This window comes from Paenibacillus sp. BAC0078 (assembly GCF_054483875.1).
Genome location: NZ_JBTLRW010000006.1, coordinates 160,638 through 177,290, shown reverse-complemented (window position 1 = coordinate 177,290; position 16,653 = coordinate 160,638). Strand labels below are relative to the sequence as shown.

The following is a 16,653-nucleotide window of genomic DNA, read 5'->3' as shown; positions in this document are numbered from 1 at the left end:
AGAATATTAGTTTTTGCTTACAGCTTCCAAATACGATATAGAATAACTGCCGCTTCAGCACGGGTAAGCGTATCGTTCGGGGCCAGCTTGCCGTTCTTGCCGCTTATGATTCCGTATTTCACCAGGGCTGCCAAGCTGTCTTTGGCATAACCCGAAATGCGGTCCGCATCCGAATAATCAGCCAAAGTTCCGCTGCCGCCCGCTACTTTGCCGGCTGCGGCCAGTGCGCGCGAAGCGATCACCATCATTTCCTGGCGGGAGATCGGGCTGTCTGGCTGGAACGTATTGTCCCCATAGCCGGTGACGATGCCTAGCTGCTTCGCGATAGCCAGCTCAGTGCTATACACGTCTTTCTGAACGTCGCTGAATGCTTCTGTGTTCTCCTGGCCTGTGCCTTTCAGCCCAAGGGCCCGCACAAGCGGCGCAACGAAGTCCGCTCTCTTCATAGCAGCAGCAGGGGAGAAACTGTTCATTGCGGTTCCCTGAACGATATCGCGGGCAGTCATAGCAGCAATAGCTTGCTTGGCCCAAGCGACATTCTCCAGGTCTTCGAAGGCTAACGGCGCATATGCTACTGCATAGGTGCCAACCCCTGTAGTCTGGAAAACAAGCGCTCCGGTTGCCGCATCATATCGGCTGTTCAGGATCGGGGCCGGTTTGCTGTTGCCCGCAAGCTGCCTAACCACAAGCGATTCCGGATTGCCAAGCTCACTTGCTCCCTGTGTGTAAGGAATGGAAACTGTTACTGGCGCATTCGGATTGTTCCATGCAAAAGCCTGCCCGCCGGCGAGTATCTTCAGCTCTATTGCCGGACGGCTGCCAATCTGTACGCTCGCTGCCGTGTCCAGACCTTCTGTCGAGGCCCGGGCTATACGGATAGACGCATATTCCGAATTGTCTGTCACGTTAGACAGCATATTGCTTGGAATCTGGAGTACCGCTTGCTCGGTCTTCAGCAATAGAACAAAACTCTGTTGACCTTTCAGGCTTTGCATTGGCAGCGCTACTTCGTACGATGCTGCGTCTGCTTGCTTCGGCACTTCGATGTTGATCTGCTTCTTGCCGCCCGCTGACGGAGCGGCTTGCTCCAGCGCTTTTTTCAAATCATCGCCCGAGACCGTTCCCTTCGCCAGTCCTTTGTCAGACTTCAAATTCAGCTTGATCGTAACAACGCCGTCCTTGCTCTCAACGTTGCCTGTCTGCGGAATTGGTGTGGCACTTCCACTATTGTTATTGTTATTGTTATTGTTATTGTTATTGTTATTGTTATTGTTATTGTTATTGCCGCTGTCGTTTGGTTGTGCAGGCTTGCCCGTAAGGGTAAGCACACCGTAGACGGATGTATCCTGATAGCCATTGCCGGTTGTGTCATTCCACGCGGCAACGCTTTGCCGGGCGCCGTCTTTGGCATCGTTGATCTGAACGTCAAATCCGATTTTTTTGTCGTTGCCTGCTGTTATTTTTTTGAACGGAATCTTCACTTCAACCGTGTAGTTCGTCCCGGAAACCTTGGTTGCCGATTGGAAGCCAGTGGAAAGACTGGCCGGACTGAAGGTAGCTTCATTGTCAAAATTAATTCTGAACTGCCCGTCATCCGCTTGATAGAATGTAGTTTTTCCGTTGTTCTCGTCCAGGAAGATTTCAACGGAATCCTGTTCCCATGCGTTTTTGTTGCTTTTGTCGAGCTGAGCATCACTAACCTGGATCAGAACATACAGATTTTGATCATCCCAGAGGGTTTTCGCCACTCCGCCCGCCCCTTGCCAAGCCATCTGGAACCGGTTAACCGGCAGCTCAGGTGCCTTGCTCCACACCGCGTCAACAGTCCCGTCCACTACAGGTGTGCCGTAAACCGCCGTGGATTGATTAGCATCCGTCACAACAGGCGGATGCTCCTGAATATATTTTACCGGATCGGAGACAGCATAATAAGCGGATTTCGCCTGCAGGTTCTTATCGAACAACAGCGGATTGGATTCCGCTCTCCAGCTCGTACCGTCATCCAGGCCCCAGAAGGTAACCCGGGCAATATTAGCAGCATGAGCCTTGTATAGCTCCATCAACTGCGCGTATAAATAACTCTGGGCATTCGCGAGCTTGTCGGAAAGCTTATAGTCGTTGCCGGCCATAATATCAAGCTCGGTAATGCTCACTTCTACGCCTAAGGAAATGAACTTCTCAAGGGACAACCTAACGTTCTCAGGGTTTGTATTGATATTATAGTGAGCCTGCATGCCAACACCGTCAATCAGGAGCTTTCCAGGGTGTGTAAGCGCATACTTATCATTGATCGCTTTGACCATGTTATAGATGGCCTGAGCCTTGTTCTGGTTGTCTTCGTTGTAGTCGTTGTAATACAGCTTGATATTCCACTCCGGGTGCTCGTCAAGTACTGCTCTTGCCGCCAGATAAGCCTGCTCAAGGTAATCCGGGCCGATGGCATTGTACCAAGGAGACTTACGCAGCGAATCTTCCCAATTGCCCGGATTAGGCGGGTTATCGCTCATCGCTTCATTGACAACATCCCAGGAAATCACTTTACCGCCGAAATGCTCCATGACGGTCTTGATATGGGTCTTCAGATTTGCAAGAGCTTCATCCCGTCCCAGCGGAATATCTTTGCCCTCCGCGTCCTTTGCCACATTCATCCACTCTGGGGACTGCTGATGCCATACCAGCACATGCCCATGCATCTTCATTCCTTCAGCAAGCACCTTGTCAACCATTGCATCCGCCGAGCTAAAGGTAAATTTGCCCTTCTCCTTCTGCAGCGCATCCGGTTTCATGGCGTTGCCTGCCGTGACGACATTATGATGCATTTTCAGCAGTTCCAGCCGAACACCTTCCAGATCCTCGGCGGAAATCGCATTGCCGATCAGAAAATCATTTTTATACGTATCTTTTAAGGGAATCAGGTCCTTCTGAATGACAACGGGGGTGGAGCTTGTTTTCTCAAAGCTGATATCGTCGATATAGAAGGAGGCTGCTGCGTTGTTTGAGCTTTCGATGTAAATCGCTAAAAATTCGCCGCCTACACTGTTATAACGGTAGCTGCCCTCATACTTGACCCAACCATCGCTGGTGCTGATTGTTTTGGGTGATAGAGCCACATAATTTGCGCTGCTTCCACTGCCAATCTGCGTAGAGAGCTGGAGCTGCGCGCTTGCGGGGTCAATCAGCTTGACCCAGGCCGAAATGATATATTCGCTGCCCTTGTCTACATACTTCTCCACACGCAAGGATGGTCCATGCCATGTCGCTGAACGGCCCTCTACCTTGAGCGCATAGGAACCGTCCTTAGTATGATTTTGTTCATTTGTAACGGTCAGCTTCTCAGTCCCTGCTCTGCCTTCGAAGCCGCCTGCAGTCTGATTTTCAAAGGTAATCGTGGTAAAAGGTACAGCCGGTTCTCTTACTGGCTCCTCACCGCCGCCCGCAGCGGTCTTCTCGGTGATGAGGAGGTCTCCGAGGTAGAACGGCACAGTGGCTCCAGCTTCGTTGGAGTTAATACGCAAAGCCTTATCCTTACTCGAATCTACAGTAAATTCTTTAGATAAGGCAACGGCTTTGCCGGGTACATAATTCGCTTCAGCGTAATTTCCATAACTGTTTACGGTTTGAAGCGCCGCATTCGCACCGCTTGGCAGATTTACATCTGCGTCAACATACACGATTACGGTTACTGTGTAGGTTTTCCCATTGGCGAGGCCAAGGTCGCTGAAGCTGAAATCAGCCGCGTCCCAGTTGTTCGCTCTTTGGCTAACGTATAATGCTGCCCCATCGGTATTTCCGTCAAAAATTTTGCCGGTGACAGCGGTCAGACTCGCGCCTCCCGATTGAACAGCCTTGCCTGCGCCATTCGCAAAGGTTTCGTGATAAACCGTTTTTGTTTCTTCCTGTTTCTGTGCTGCAGCTTTCGCAACCGGAGCGTTCCAGCCTGCCGGAATAAGCAGGGCCGCCGCGAGTAAGACCGAAAAGACCTGTTTGATCATTTTACTCATTTGCTGCACTCCTCTGTAGGAATTTGGGTTAGCCTAGTTAAGCGCTTACATATATGGAAGAAGCCGCCCCCTTTCTCAACCAAAATCGTAGCATAATCACAAAAGCGCGTCATACACCAAATTAAAGATTGTTCCGTGGTTTTTTTAGATGATTTCGGGATGAGGGTGCAGCAGCCGAAGCTGCCAAAGCACAAAAAAATCCCGCAAGACCTAACTGTCCTTGCGGGACTCGTGCGGATTAATTCGTTTGTTCAAATACGTTATTGATCAGGACAGCGGCTTGGGCTCTCGTAGTCGAGATATCCGGCCCGAAACGGTTAGCGCCAAGGCCCGACATTAATCCGGCCTGCTTCAAAGCGGCGATTGCTTCTGCAGCATAACCTGCGATCTGGGACTGGTCAGCAAAAGCATCTGCGGCCAAACTGCCTTTTAAATCCAGGTTCAGCAGCTTCGAAACGCGGTAGGCCATAACCGCCATCTCTTGGCGGGTAATGGTGTCGTTAACACCAAAGGCGCCATCTTGCTTGCCGTTTACGATACCCAGTTTTTCCGCTGATGCAATAGCAGAGGCATACCAGGCTCCTGCCTTTACATCGCTGAAGCGGCTGACGGCCTGATCATCTACCAGGTCAAAAGCGTTCAAGAGCATCGTAATAAATTCTGCCCGGGTTACTGCGGCCTCTGGTTTAAAGCTGCCATCGCTATACCCGCTGATCGCTTCTCTAGCTGCCATCGCTTTTACCGCATCTGCGGCCCATCCGGCTTTTGCCAGATCGGAGAAATTGACCTGCGCATAAGCGGCGGCATATTTGCTGAAATGGGCTGCTTTAAAGATAACTTTCTTCGTTTTAGCATCATATCTGCCGTTCTTGACAACTTCAAGCGTGTCCTTGTCAGAAATGTAGTAAATGACTACCTGCTTAGGATTCTCGTTCGGCTTAAGCGTGTAATCCAAAGCGACCTCAACTTGATTTTGCGGTTTAAACGATGTGATAGGAGTTCCGTCAATCGTTAGTGTGAAATTATAGACCTGAGCGGAACCGCCTATTGCTCCAGGCAAATTATTCGGTAGTGCGGTCTGATCGACATGCGTAACCGTCAATTGCAGGAGATTAGCTGCCGCTGCGCTGGATTCCTTAAGCAGATTTGTACTGAACGAGACGCTTGCTCCGCCTACATTAATGCTGATCTGATTAACCTTGTCGTTCCCTTGACCCTTCAACTGAGCGACAGGGAGGGCCACTGAAACTTCCTTAGTACCCGCATCAGGCTGGATGGCTATATCCAGTTTGCCTCCTGAGGTAAGGCTAATCGCTTTCTCCAGGTCCTGCTGTGAAATGGTTACAGCTACAGTGCCCTGGTTATTCGGTGCTGCACCCACACTAAGCTTGCCGCTCTGATCAACCGTTACCGCTGGCGCAGTCCCCTTGATCGGCGATTCGTTGCCTGAATTTCCCGAGTTTCCTGAGTTTCCTGAATTGGAGGACTTTGCTTGCACCGTAACCGTAGCAGAAGCGGTAAATTTTCCATCTGCAGTGGTTACCGTAATGGTTGCCGTGCCCGGTGCTACTGCGGAAACAAGGCCCAGAGCATTGACTGTAGCAACGGAGGCATTGCTGGTGCTCCAGCTCACCGCTTGATTCGTTGCCCCCTTAGGCGCTATCGCAGCCGTCAACTGCAAATTCCCGCCCTCTGTCAGCGTTGCGGCTGACGGGGTTACGCTAACGCCCGTTACTGCCACCGCTGCCGGCGGCGCGGCTTCTACGGTTACCAGCGCAGTTGCTGTGAATGAGCCGTCAACAGTCGTGACCGTGATCACGGCTGTACCTGCCTTCTTCGCCGTTACGACCCCGCTGGCGCTCACCTCTGCCACTGCTGTATTGCTTGAGCTCCAGCTCACCGCTTGATTCGTCGCATCCTGCGGGGCTACTACTGCCGTCAATTGCGAGCTTTTGCCTTCGGTCAGCGTCACCTTAACTGGTGTTACATTGACATAAGTCACTCTTACAACAGTTGGCGGCACGGCCTCTACCGTTACTTGTGTGGTTGCCGTAAACGAACCGTCAACGGTTGTAACCGTGATCATCGCTGTACCCGCCTTCTTCGCTGTCAACACCCCGCTGGCACTTACCTCTGCCACCGCCGTGTCGCTGGAACTCCAGCTTACCTCTTGATTCGTCGCATTCTGCGGCGCTACCACAGCCGTCAACTGCGCACTCATGCCTTCGGTCAGCGTCACCTCAGCCGGAGTTACTTTGACATAAGTTACTTTCACGACAGTTGCCGGCCCCTCGTCCGTCTTAGCGGACGCCACATCCGACTTGTCCGATTCTCCTGCAAGATTCACCGCTGTCACTTTGTAATAATAGGTCGTGGAAGCGTTCAACCCATTATTGGTATAAGAAGTGCCTGGCAGCGGTGCAGCATTCAGCTTGACATACTCACCGTCCGCTGAATCCGAGCGATAGACATTGTAGCCTGTCGCACCGCTCACTGCACTCCAGCTCATCTCGATGGCATTGGCGCTTTTCGCCGCAGCGCTTGGATTGCCCGGAGCTGCCGGGGCAGAAATGACATGGACATCAATGCTGGCTGAGAATTCATTGCCGCCCGGCAGATTCTTGTACGAATCCACAGTCAGCGTAATCTTGGCTGTCCCTTCCCCGATAGAGGTAACTTCGCCGGTAGCTGCGTCTACTGTTGCCACCTCCGGTTTATCCGAAGACCACACAACCGACTTGTAATCCGCATTGCCTTGAAAAATATTGGCGTGAAGCTTGGCCTTCTGCCCTGGAATCAGGTCCAGCCGGTCATCGGGCAAGTTGGTCCCCTTATAAAAGATCGAGATCCCTTCAACCATAATCGGAATCTTGACCCCGATGGTTTGGCTTGCCGCTACACCAGACTTAGCCGTAAGGGCTATGACTGCTGTGTCAGCAATGTCGCCTTGTGTGCCTCCGAGCATAGCGGCTGCTATTTTACCAGTCTGGTCGACGGTGACAGCGCTCAGATTGGAGCTGGACCAGACGAGACGCGGATCTGCATTGACTGGAGAGATTTCGGCCGACAATGCGGCGGAATCACCAATAACCAGCGTGGACGGTGCATTCTTGAAGACGATGGACTGTACCGGAGCGACGAACCGTCCAAATACCTTGAATTCATTGATCCCGGTCCATTGCTGGGATGATCCGATTTTGATGACTCCCGTCACCGTTAATCTGACATAACGCGCATAAGTGCCTGCCGGGGATACATCGGTAGTGATGACTCCCTCTTTCTTCGTATGCGCGCTGATGATATCGTTGCGGGTAGCGATATTGGTGTAATTCGTACCATCCTCTGACACTTCAATCGTATAATTCTGCGCTACCCAGGCATTGACCAGCGTGGAGTCAATAACAGCCGTTTGGCCCAGATCAACCGTAAGTGTCGAAGGAACCACGAACCCGCCTGGCGACCATGCCGATGCATTATTGCCGTCCACTGCATTCCCTGCAGGAGTAGCGGCTGCGGATTTACTCGCCGTTACCGACTTGCCTTGCGACAAGAGGTCTGTAGCCGTAATCGTCGAGGCTGCTGTAAATCCGCCATCCTCCGTCGTGGCTGTAATAATTGCGGTACCGGAGTGTAGCGTCGTAACCAGCCCGTTCTCATCTACAACCGCAACAGCCGGGTCGCTCGAACTCCAGCTCACTTTCGGATTATCGGCGGAAGCCGGAACTACTGCCGAAGTGAGCTGCGCCGTCTTGCCTGCTTCAACCGTTACGGTTTCAGGTGAGACAGTAACACCCGTTACGTTCAGAACATCGGCGACAATAACCGGAATGGTCAAGGAAGCCCCGCCGTCAAGAGCATTGACGTTCACAGTCGTCGTACCGTTCTGGATCGCCGTGACGGTTCCCTGGTCATTGACGGTGGCAATTGAACTGTCACCTATAGTCCAGCTCAGTCCTTTATCCTTCGCATCGGCAGGGAGCACATCTGCTGTGAGGGTGGCTGCCTCTCCCGCACGGAGGCGGACGGAGCTTAGGTTAAGGGTTATTGATTCTGTCAGCACATTGGTGACAATTACGGAAGCTTGAGCCTTCTTAGCTCCATCCTTCGTTGTTACCGTGACTGTGGCAGTGCCGACATTTTTGCCTGTGATAAGTCCTGTGCTGTCTACTGTCGCCACCTGCTCGTCGGAAGACGCCCATGTCACTCCCGGGAACGAAGCATTGGCTGGTGAGACCGTTGCCTTCAACTGTTTGGTACGGCCAATGGCCAGCTTCACATCTGTAGCATCCAGCGTGACAGCATCTACCGGCACTTTAGCTACCGTCAGCTCAAACGACTGGGAAGCCGACCCGTCCATTGCTGAAGCGGTGATCGTCGTCTTGCCGTCCTTCTTGGCGATAACGGTCACACCCGAAGTCACATTGCTTTGCTGGTACAAGATCCCCGGCTTAACTGTCTGCACAGGTTCTCCCAAGAACACAGCTACCGAAGGATCGGACGAAGTGAATTTAACAATCTGATTAGTTGCCACCTGAGGCAGCGCTGCCTTGAGCGCAGAGGTTTGGCCTACAATCAGCGACATTGCCCCGCCTGACAGATCGTTGCCGGTAAGGGTGATACTGCCGGCAGGTACAGCCTGCGTAACCGTAACCGTGCTTGTATCCGTGAAGCCGCCATCCACCGTCTTAACCGTAATCGTAGCGGTGCCTGCCACTACGCCTGTGACGATACCGGCTTCATTGACCTTGGCAACGGATGGATTGGACGATGTCCATTTCATGCCGGAGCTGGTCACTTGATCCGCAGGAGCTACAGTGGCTACAAGCTGCTTCATGCCGCCTTCTGCGACCTCCACACTCTTTTCCTTCATCGCAACCCCTGTTACACTAGCCGGAGAAACGGCATAAGAAGCAGAATCATCGGAAAATGCAACTTCCCCGCCTAACGGCTTGGCAATAGGCTTGCCTCTCCACAAATAGGCGTAGGTTCCGTCCAAGGCTTGTCCATCATAGGTGAACAAAGTGCGGTCGCCAACGGAGTTCCCCCACTCGGCAGAGGAACCGCCAGGCAGCCACGGGCTGTTCGGGCCATCGTAGCCGTCGCCTTTTTCAATCCATTCAGCGGCCCAGTAGAAGAAGCCCACCTGCTGGTTCGTCGGATTCGGCGCATCCTGCAAGGCCTGCATATAATCAATCAGCCAGTTATATTGGCCCCGCTCCGATTTCTCATAATATCCGTTCGTAATATTGGAGCCGTTGGAAGCTCCGTAGTTGGTTCCTGTGTTGCTGAAGCCCGTCTCAACGAAAATAGCATCCTTATCCGGCCACTTCACCAGATTGTTGCGCAGCATGTTGTAAATAGACCCTGTAGGCCGTCCGCCATACAAGGAATAATCCTGACCATCCCATGTGATTCCGGCGGCTGTGTTGGCATCGAACCAGGCATTGGTTGACGCCGGGTCATAACCGTTGTTGACATGAAGATGCCCTCTCATAGCCGGCGATACGTCCTTCATAGCCTGGTAGGCGGCATTGATGAGCTTGGCATAACCCGCGCGCCCGCTTGACCATATTTTTCCGTCATCCCATACAATCCCTGCGTTCTCTTCATTGCCGATCTTGACTATATCCGGCAGAGCGCCAGCATCGTCCATGCTCTTGAGAAAATCATAATTGTAGTTGTACATCGTCGTCTGAAGCTGATCAAGGCTCTGATTCTGCCAGGCCTGAGGTTTGATCGCCTTGCCTGCGCTCATCCAGCCGTCGCTATAGTGGAAGGACGCTACAAACTTCATGTTGTGCTCCTTTGCCCTTTGGGCCAGAGCGATGGTATGTGTTTTGTCAAAATAACCTTTGAGCATCTGATAATCCTGTACCGTGTTCCCCGCTTCAACAAATGTCATCGGCAGGACGGCGTTAACTCCCCGGTTCTGCATAATGTCGAAGAAGTCCTGGCGTACAGCGTTGGCATAATAATGGCCATTATAATCCTCGATCAAAGGCAGGAAGGAGATATCGACACCTTTGATAATCGTATTATCCATTTCGAACAGATCTACGCTGTCAAGGGTCGCGTCAATGGTTCCTGCATTCTCAAGGTAGAGTGTACCTTGCGTATCATTAGCACCAGTCACGAAACCAACTGTCAGCAGCGAATAATCCGTCGTAGCGGATGGAGCGCTGCGCGCGTTGGCGATACCCGACACGCCGATTTTCACCAGTCCGGCTGCTTGTCCCACCTTGGCTCTTACGGAAGCGATATAGCTCGTATTCGGCTTAAGCGGAACCACTTGCGATACCTTGGCGCCAGCCGCTAGCTTAAGCGCTTTCAATTCTGAATCTGCTCCAGAGGATAGTACTGCTGCATCCCCTGACGCGGTCCAGCCGTTCAGTCCATTCTCAAATCCCCAGTTCTGAACCGGATTCTGATCGCTTAGCTCCAGCGTGAAGGAAGCATCATCCATAGAGACTGACATTCCGGCTGCCGCATTCTGAAGGTAGAGGCCGATTGTCGCCTGACCATTGTAGGAGATGACGTTGCGCATCACGATCAATACCCAGCCGTCTGCGTTCGGATAACCGTTGACATAAGAGCGGATAACAGGCGCGCCCGTGTTCTTGGCCTCCAGATAAGCGGCTGTATCCGGCCCGGAAGAAGAAGCTGCCTTATAGGCGCTCGTCTTAATCCATGCCTGGAAGGTATATGTACCTTGCTCAAGTCCCGTAAAGGTCTGATAGATCCCCGACGAAGGCGCGTCAAAAGACCCCGATTTGCTCGTCGAAGCTACGTTTACCGAGTAAGACCCCGTTTTGCCCGCAGCCTGTGTCGTCACTGTCCCTGCCGTCGTAACCGTCTTCCAGCCTGCCGGCGCAGTGGTCACCGCTCCATCCGCTTCAAAACCCGGATTAGCCAGCAAATTGCCGCTCGCGGGTGCCGCAGAAGCGACTGGTGTCCGATACGGATCTACAAGCCCTAAGAAGTTTACCAATAACATGGCTGCCACAACGAGCAGGATAAAGCATTTTTTAGATATAGCTCTCGCCATTCAATTCCCTCCCCCAATGAATTTAAACGCTTTCATAAATGACGATAGCATGAGTGCCCCCGGCGGAAATACCTGACAAAGCTATGATTTACTCTGATTATCAACGCTAGTTTTGTTTGAGAATGGAAAGTATGGTACTCTCCTCAAAATAAACAAAAAAAAGAGACGATGTTTTCCCCTTTGTAAGGAGAAAACATGATCTCTTATAACATACCTCAGCATATATTCATGCCAGGATGGATCTCGTGTTGCGGAGAACGGCTTTCATACAATCCGACTCGGGGCTGAGATGTCCGACAACTTTGATCCGGCGTTTTACCACATCCAGGCTTTTGAATTGATCAGTCAGAATTACACCCGAAAAAGGCAGCCCCTCCGGTAAAACAACCTCAAATGGATATTCCTTGATCTGTGTCGTAATCGGACAAACGACGGCAAAACCGGTTAACTCATTAAAACTGGATTCTGACAGCACAATGGCTGGGCGCCGCCCCGCTTGTTCATGTCCGGTCTGAGGATTAAAGTCAAGCCAAATTAAATCTCCACGTCCCGGGACTGTCACAACAATTCGTCTCCTTCAATTCCAAGATCGACCTCGTCATGAGATGTGCCCGGTTTTATTTTTGAGAGCAGCATTTGCAAATGAGCGCGCAGATCCTCATCCGCTTCCTTTGGTTTTTTAACGGGGCGCAATAATAAGTCATTCTCGGGTGTCAGGATAATTTCGACTTCGGCTCCTTCTTCCAGGTTCAAGCGCTTAATGAATTGACTGGGTATGCGAATCGCGCTGCTGTGTCCCCACTTACTGAGTGTTACAGTCGTCATGACCCTCGCATCCTTTCCCTTTTGTTGGCTCAATTATACCCCACCGCCTTTACGATGTATATCCCTATGATATACATTCCTTGCAATCCCGATACAAACCATCAGGAAATGCCGATGTGCAATAAGCCCGCCAATGTGCTACCGTTAAGATGTGTGCTCCGGGAGAGGCTTCCGGTGAGTGTTGATCTTACTACGCAAAGAGGAGTGTTCAACCATGAAAAGTATCGCTGTATTCTGCGGATCACGTGACGGTGCTTCTCCCGTCTATAAGGAAAGCGCCCATGCGCTGGGTAGAGTACTGGCAGAACGCGGCATCACCCTGATCTACGGCGGAGCGACCGTCGGTTTGATGGGTGAGGTGGCGGACGCTGCTCTGGAGGCTGGCGGGAGCGTAATTGGGGTTCTGCCCCATTTTCTCAAACGCCGGGAAATTGAACACAAGCAGTTGACGGAATTGATCATGGTAGACTCCATGCACGAACGCAAATTAAAAATGTCAGAACTCGCCGAAGGTTTCATCGCTTTGCCGGGGGGGCCGGGAACGATGGAGGAGTACTTTGAGATTTTCACGTGGGCGCAGCTCGGGCTGCATCAGAAGCCTTGCGGGATCATAAATGTCGAGCATTATTACGACCCGCTCATTGCCCTGCTTGACCAGATCACAAGGGAACAGTTCATGCCGGAGAAGCACCGGTCAATGGTTCTCACCGACACCACACCCGAGGGCATGATCCGGCAATTTCTGAACTACTCCCCTCCACCAGTGAAAACATATCTAACGGACGAGCGCACCTGATCATCCGTGTTCATTGCCCTGTCCTATAAAAGCTACCAGCTGCGCCTCATTGGACTTATTATGTGGGGCGCAGCAGCTAATCCACTACCTGGCTGCCCGGAATAATGGCCCCGTTCCTCCCCCAACTGGAATTTCTCCACCTAAAAATATGACGGAACACCCAATACGGGAGCATGTTGGAATTTTTCCATCTAAATTCGGCGTTTTTTGATTATTTCAACGTCGTTGTCCTGATTAATTGTGCTAATTCCACCCAAACTGCCCAGTGGGGCTTCAACAACGGCACTTCTGCCGTTATTTCTCTCCAAACCGCCCGGCGGGGCTACAGCCGTATGGAAGGTAAAGGTTGCTCTGCTTCCAGTCCCCGCGAAAGTTCAAGCGTTTCAATACCGGCCAGCAGCACAATACCAATACCATGGGTATCATTGAGCTGCCAGGAGAGCTGTTCCTTGTAATACAGCTTGTTGAACGAGTAGCCCGACCCCCGGCAGACGCCGTATACATTACCCTGCCGGTCAATGAAGTACTCGCTGATCCCCTGCCAGCCGCGCAATGCCGCCGCGGTATACGGCTGCGGCTCCGGCAGCCAGCCTCTGCGTACGCCCCGGGCAAAGGCATACACAAACATCGAGGAGCAGGAAGCTTCCGCATAAGAATCCGGGTCGGTCAGCACCTGATGCCATAATCCTTGGGCATCCTGAAGCCGGAGATACCCTTCACACAACGCCCGGAAGTAGGCCAGCAGCTCGGGCCGCTGCGGATGCTGCGCAGGCATGATGTCAAGCAGCTCGGTCAGCGAGAACAGCACCCAGCCGTTCCCCCTCCCCCAGGCTACTCCATTCGGCTTGCCGAATTTATAGTCGTAGACATGATGCATGATGCCGAGCTCCGGCTGAAACAGCCGCTTGCGGTAGAGCAGAAACTGGGATGCCGCGTCATCCAGACAGGCGACGTTCCCGGTCAGCTCGTAGTACCGGCCCAGAAAAGGCGTGCTCATGTACAAATCGTCGCACCACATGGTGCCCTGCATAAAATCAGTAGTGCCCCGGGTCCGGTAGAGCGCGCCATCCTCATCACGGGACTGCTCCTCACGAATGTACCCGGCAATATACTCTGCCGTCTGAACCGCTCCGCGCAGGGGGCCTTCCCGCTGAGCGGCGAGCATGGCGGCACCGAATGAGCCGCAGTCGTCGAGCGAATCGATCAGTGCCAGCTGGTGATTGACGCCCGGCGCGCCGTAACGGCTGCGGTCCCAAAGCGCATAATCATGAAGCCGCGTACACTGCTCGATATGCCCCCTGGCATAACCGGTGTAATGGGGATCGTCCAGCGCTTCGCCCGTGCGCAGAAGCCCGTACAGCGTTACGCCGAGCGGATAATTCCAGCGTCCATACAGCGGGCTTTCCAGGTACGGCCGTACTACGCCGCCCGGCCGGTCCACCCGCCAGAAGGTTCTTTCCTTTCCCTCTCCGAGGGGCGCATCCATGGAAGTTGCCGCCGCAGCTTGAGGTACAGCTGAATCAAGGAAGGGACCCAGGTACAGCCAGGGATCAGTCTGCCCCTCTACGGGATGCGGCATGACCAGGCGTACGGCGCTGCGGACTTCATTGCCTTCCCTTCCAGCCCCGAAATCAGGCTGCGCGGGGCAACTTGAAGCCTCCGCCTCCCCTTCACCGCTCCCTGCGGCAGTCTCCACGGCTTCCAGCTCAAAGCCCCAACCGGCGCGGCCGCAGACGGCCTCGACCACCAGATCATGGCTGCCAAAGCCCAGCCGTAGCTGGATATCCAGCCCGCCGCTTCCTTCCGGCTGCATGGCTGCACGCTGTCCGTCCACGTAGACGGCTAGTGCGGTTATAGCTTGGCAGCGGCAACGCAGCCGGATGTCCGCTCCGCCCGGCACGGTCACTGCAAGCTTGCTCCAGGCCAGCGCCTTCGCGCCCGGAACAGCGCCGAAGATGCGCGAGAGGTTGCCCTCCCGCTTCTTGGTATCCGGCCATTCCGCCGCCGGATGCCACTCGCAGCGGGACGCCAGTCCGGCCTCGGTCGCATCGCCGCCGTTCAGCCCCGCCCCCGGTCCGGCTGGACCCGGACCGCCGCAGCGTTCCGCCGGCTGCGGCCCGGAGTCTGGCCGCAGTGTCCATCTGCTTGGCTGCGGCTCACTGTAAATCCAGCCTTCACAGCCGCTGAGCTGCGCGGTGGGGGCCAGAATATGCAGCGGCGCGCCCTTCACGCTGCCGGTGCCGAAGATGCCGCCGCAGCCGGTGCCGACTGCGGCAAATTCCAGCAGCATATGGTTCCAGCCCCGGTCCAGCCCGGCGCGAAAGAAGGCCCGGCGCTCCGGGAACACATCGTCATTCAGATTAGACTGGAACGCGGCGGAGCCGTTGACATACACGGTGACCGGGCCGAAACAGCTGAGCGCCAGCGGAATCTCTGTCTCTGCATCGCTCCACAGCTTGCCCCAGACATAGACGAATTCCCCGTCCTTCAGTTCAGGCAGCCGTTCCTTCAGGTTCATCTCGTACCGGCAGTCGGACAGTCGCGGAAAGCTGTCCTCCAGGTGCACCCGGTACACCGGCGGCTGCGGCGGATTGGCGCCGATATACCGGTTCGCTACAGCGGCAAGTACAGCTTCGGTGTGATTGCCGCTCGTACGGGAAATGGAATTCCATGGATCAAAGTACATGGGAACCTCAGCAGTGACTGCCTGCGCTTCCTTCACAGGACCACCTCACCGCCGGGATACAGCGTGGAGCTGTATAGCCGTTTGGGCTGCCGCAGCGGCCGCCCCGGATGCACCGCCCGAAGCGTGAGCGGTTCGCCGGCATAGACCACCGCCAGTTCATCCGTATAGATAATCACCTGCTCGGTGCCGCTGCCCAGCAGATCCCCGTGTACGGCATACCCCTCCTCAGCAAATTGCGCAACGACATTCATGTATCCATCATAGAGCGCGGGAAGCACGCCTCCGCCCCGGCGGTAAGCCAGGATGTAATCGGAGGCGTCTGGCCGGAACCGGCTGACGGCTTCAACGATCGTCAGCCAGCCGTCCTCCTTGCGCTCCTCCTTCCAAAGCTCTTGTCCGTACATGTCGAGAAGAAACATTGCATCTTTTCCTTTCAGCCCTTTGCCGTCATCCTCGCGGACCATCCGATCAAGACCTGCGATCTGCAGACCGGGCAGGTCAGGGCGGAAACGGCCGAGCGCCAGATGCTGCGATTCAATGGAACCCTCGTACCGCCACAGCTCGTTTCCGTCCCGGTCATACATGACCGTTACGCTTCCGCCGATCACCAGCTCAGGCACGCCGTCTCCGTTCACATCCCCGACCCACAGGCAATCGGCATGATCCTCCAGACCGTGGCAGCTCCACAGCGGCCTTCCCGCAGAGTCCAGCAGATCGTATCCGGCCATGACTTCATCGCATCCGTCTCCGTCAAGATCGAACACCCAGGGGTAATGCCCCACATTGCCTTGATGGGTCCACAATAACTGAAAATTGCGGTCAAGCGCCCACAGCTGATGATAGCGGTCTTTGAGGATTATGTCGGAGGGCCGGTCCTCTCCGCTCAAATTGGCTATGATGATGCAGTCATGGGCTTCTTTGGCCGGCAGCGGATGTACAGCCTTGATTTTACCCGTCGCTCCCTCTACGATCTGCAGCTTGTCATCCATCACGCACAGCACTTCAAGCGCACCGTCACCGTCAATATCGTAAATTTGCGCCGGATAATCCGAGCCTTGACTGCCTGCGCCGGAATCCGGCTTGCCAGTCTGCCACAGCAGCCGCCCTTCCAGATCAAAAGCGGTCAGGCACTGCACCTGATGCGGAATGTAACGGACATCCTGGCGGTTATCAGGCTGTACCAGCAGCAGCTCGGCCCGGCCGTCCCCGTCCAGATCGCCCAGCAGCATTTTACATCTTGGGCCGGCGGCCGAGATATCAATCCCGGCAACCCGGTACACCGTATGACTTTCATTTCCCA

7 protein-coding genes are annotated in these 16,653 nt (G+C 54.0%); 1 reads left to right on the top strand and 6 read right to left on the bottom strand.

The genetic code is table 11. The features are described from left to right. Positions 1–17 precede the first annotated feature (17 nt). The 4 genes from ACX1DY_RS13770 to ACX1DY_RS13755 form a co-directional block, all read right to left on the bottom strand. The gene (locus ACX1DY_RS13770) at positions 18–4,001 is read right to left on the bottom strand and encodes an endo-1,4-beta-xylanase (RefSeq protein WP_458964767.1); all 3,984 of its coding nucleotides are present in this window, start codon (positions 3,999–4,001) and stop codon (positions 18–20) included. A gap of 238 nt (positions 4,002–4,239) precedes the next feature. Next, complete coding sequence (locus ACX1DY_RS13765) at positions 4,240–11,046, bottom strand: Ig-like domain-containing protein (RefSeq protein WP_458964766.1); 6,807 nt, start codon at positions 11,044–11,046, stop codon at positions 4,240–4,242. A 226-nt stretch (positions 11,047–11,272) separates the two neighbouring features. Beyond that, positions 11,273–11,608, bottom strand: a complete 336-nt coding sequence (locus ACX1DY_RS13760; protein ID WP_458964765.1) for a type II toxin-antitoxin system PemK/MazF family toxin — start codon at positions 11,606–11,608, stop codon at positions 11,273–11,275. Beyond that, on the bottom strand, positions 11,605–11,871 hold the full coding sequence (locus ACX1DY_RS13755; protein ID WP_458964764.1) for an AbrB/MazE/SpoVT family DNA-binding domain-containing protein: 267 nt from the start codon (positions 11,869–11,871) through the stop codon (positions 11,605–11,607). The genes ACX1DY_RS13760 and ACX1DY_RS13755 overlap by 4 nt, the downstream gene beginning before the upstream one ends. A gap of 214 nt (positions 11,872–12,085) precedes the next feature. On the opposite strand from ACX1DY_RS13755, the gene ACX1DY_RS13750 reads away from it, so the two are divergent. Next, entirely contained in the window at positions 12,086–12,667 is a 582-nt protein-coding gene (locus ACX1DY_RS13750) for an LOG family protein (RefSeq protein ID WP_458964763.1), read from the top strand. A gap of 322 nt (positions 12,668–12,989) precedes the next feature. Here the strand turns inward: ACX1DY_RS13750 and ACX1DY_RS13745 are convergent, their stop codons facing one another. Then, the gene (locus ACX1DY_RS13745) at positions 12,990–15,389 is read right to left on the bottom strand and encodes a glycoside hydrolase family 88/105 protein (protein WP_458964762.1); all 2,400 of its coding nucleotides are present in this window, start codon (positions 15,387–15,389) and stop codon (positions 12,990–12,992) included. Beyond that, positions 15,386–16,582 (bottom strand): hypothetical protein, encoded by a 1,197-nt coding sequence (locus ACX1DY_RS13740; protein WP_458964897.1) that lies wholly within the window; start codon positions 16,580–16,582, stop codon positions 15,386–15,388. Before ACX1DY_RS13740 ends, ACX1DY_RS13745 begins: the two co-directional genes overlap by 4 nt. Positions 16,583–16,653: the final 71 nt, after the last annotated feature.

Bases quoted from the DNA above. Each gene is read 5' to 3' on its own strand.
- ACX1DY_RS13740 (WP_458964897.1), bottom strand. From the start codon at position 16,582: ATGCTGCTGGGCGATCTGGACGGGGACGGCCGGGCCGAGCTGCTGCTG.
- ACX1DY_RS13750 (WP_458964763.1), top strand. From the start codon at position 12,086: ATGAAAAGTATCGCTGTATTCTGCGGATCACGTGACGGTGCTTCTCCC.
- ACX1DY_RS13765 (WP_458964766.1), bottom strand. From the start codon at position 11,046: ATGGCGAGAGCTATATCTAAAAAATGCTTTATCCTGCTCGTTGTGGCA.
- ACX1DY_RS13755 (WP_458964764.1), bottom strand. From the start codon at position 11,871: ATGACGACTGTAACACTCAGTAAGTGGGGACACAGCAGCGCGATTCGC.
- ACX1DY_RS13770 (WP_458964767.1), bottom strand. From the start codon at position 4,001: ATGAGTAAAATGATCAAACAGGTCTTTTCGGTCTTACTCGCGGCGGCC.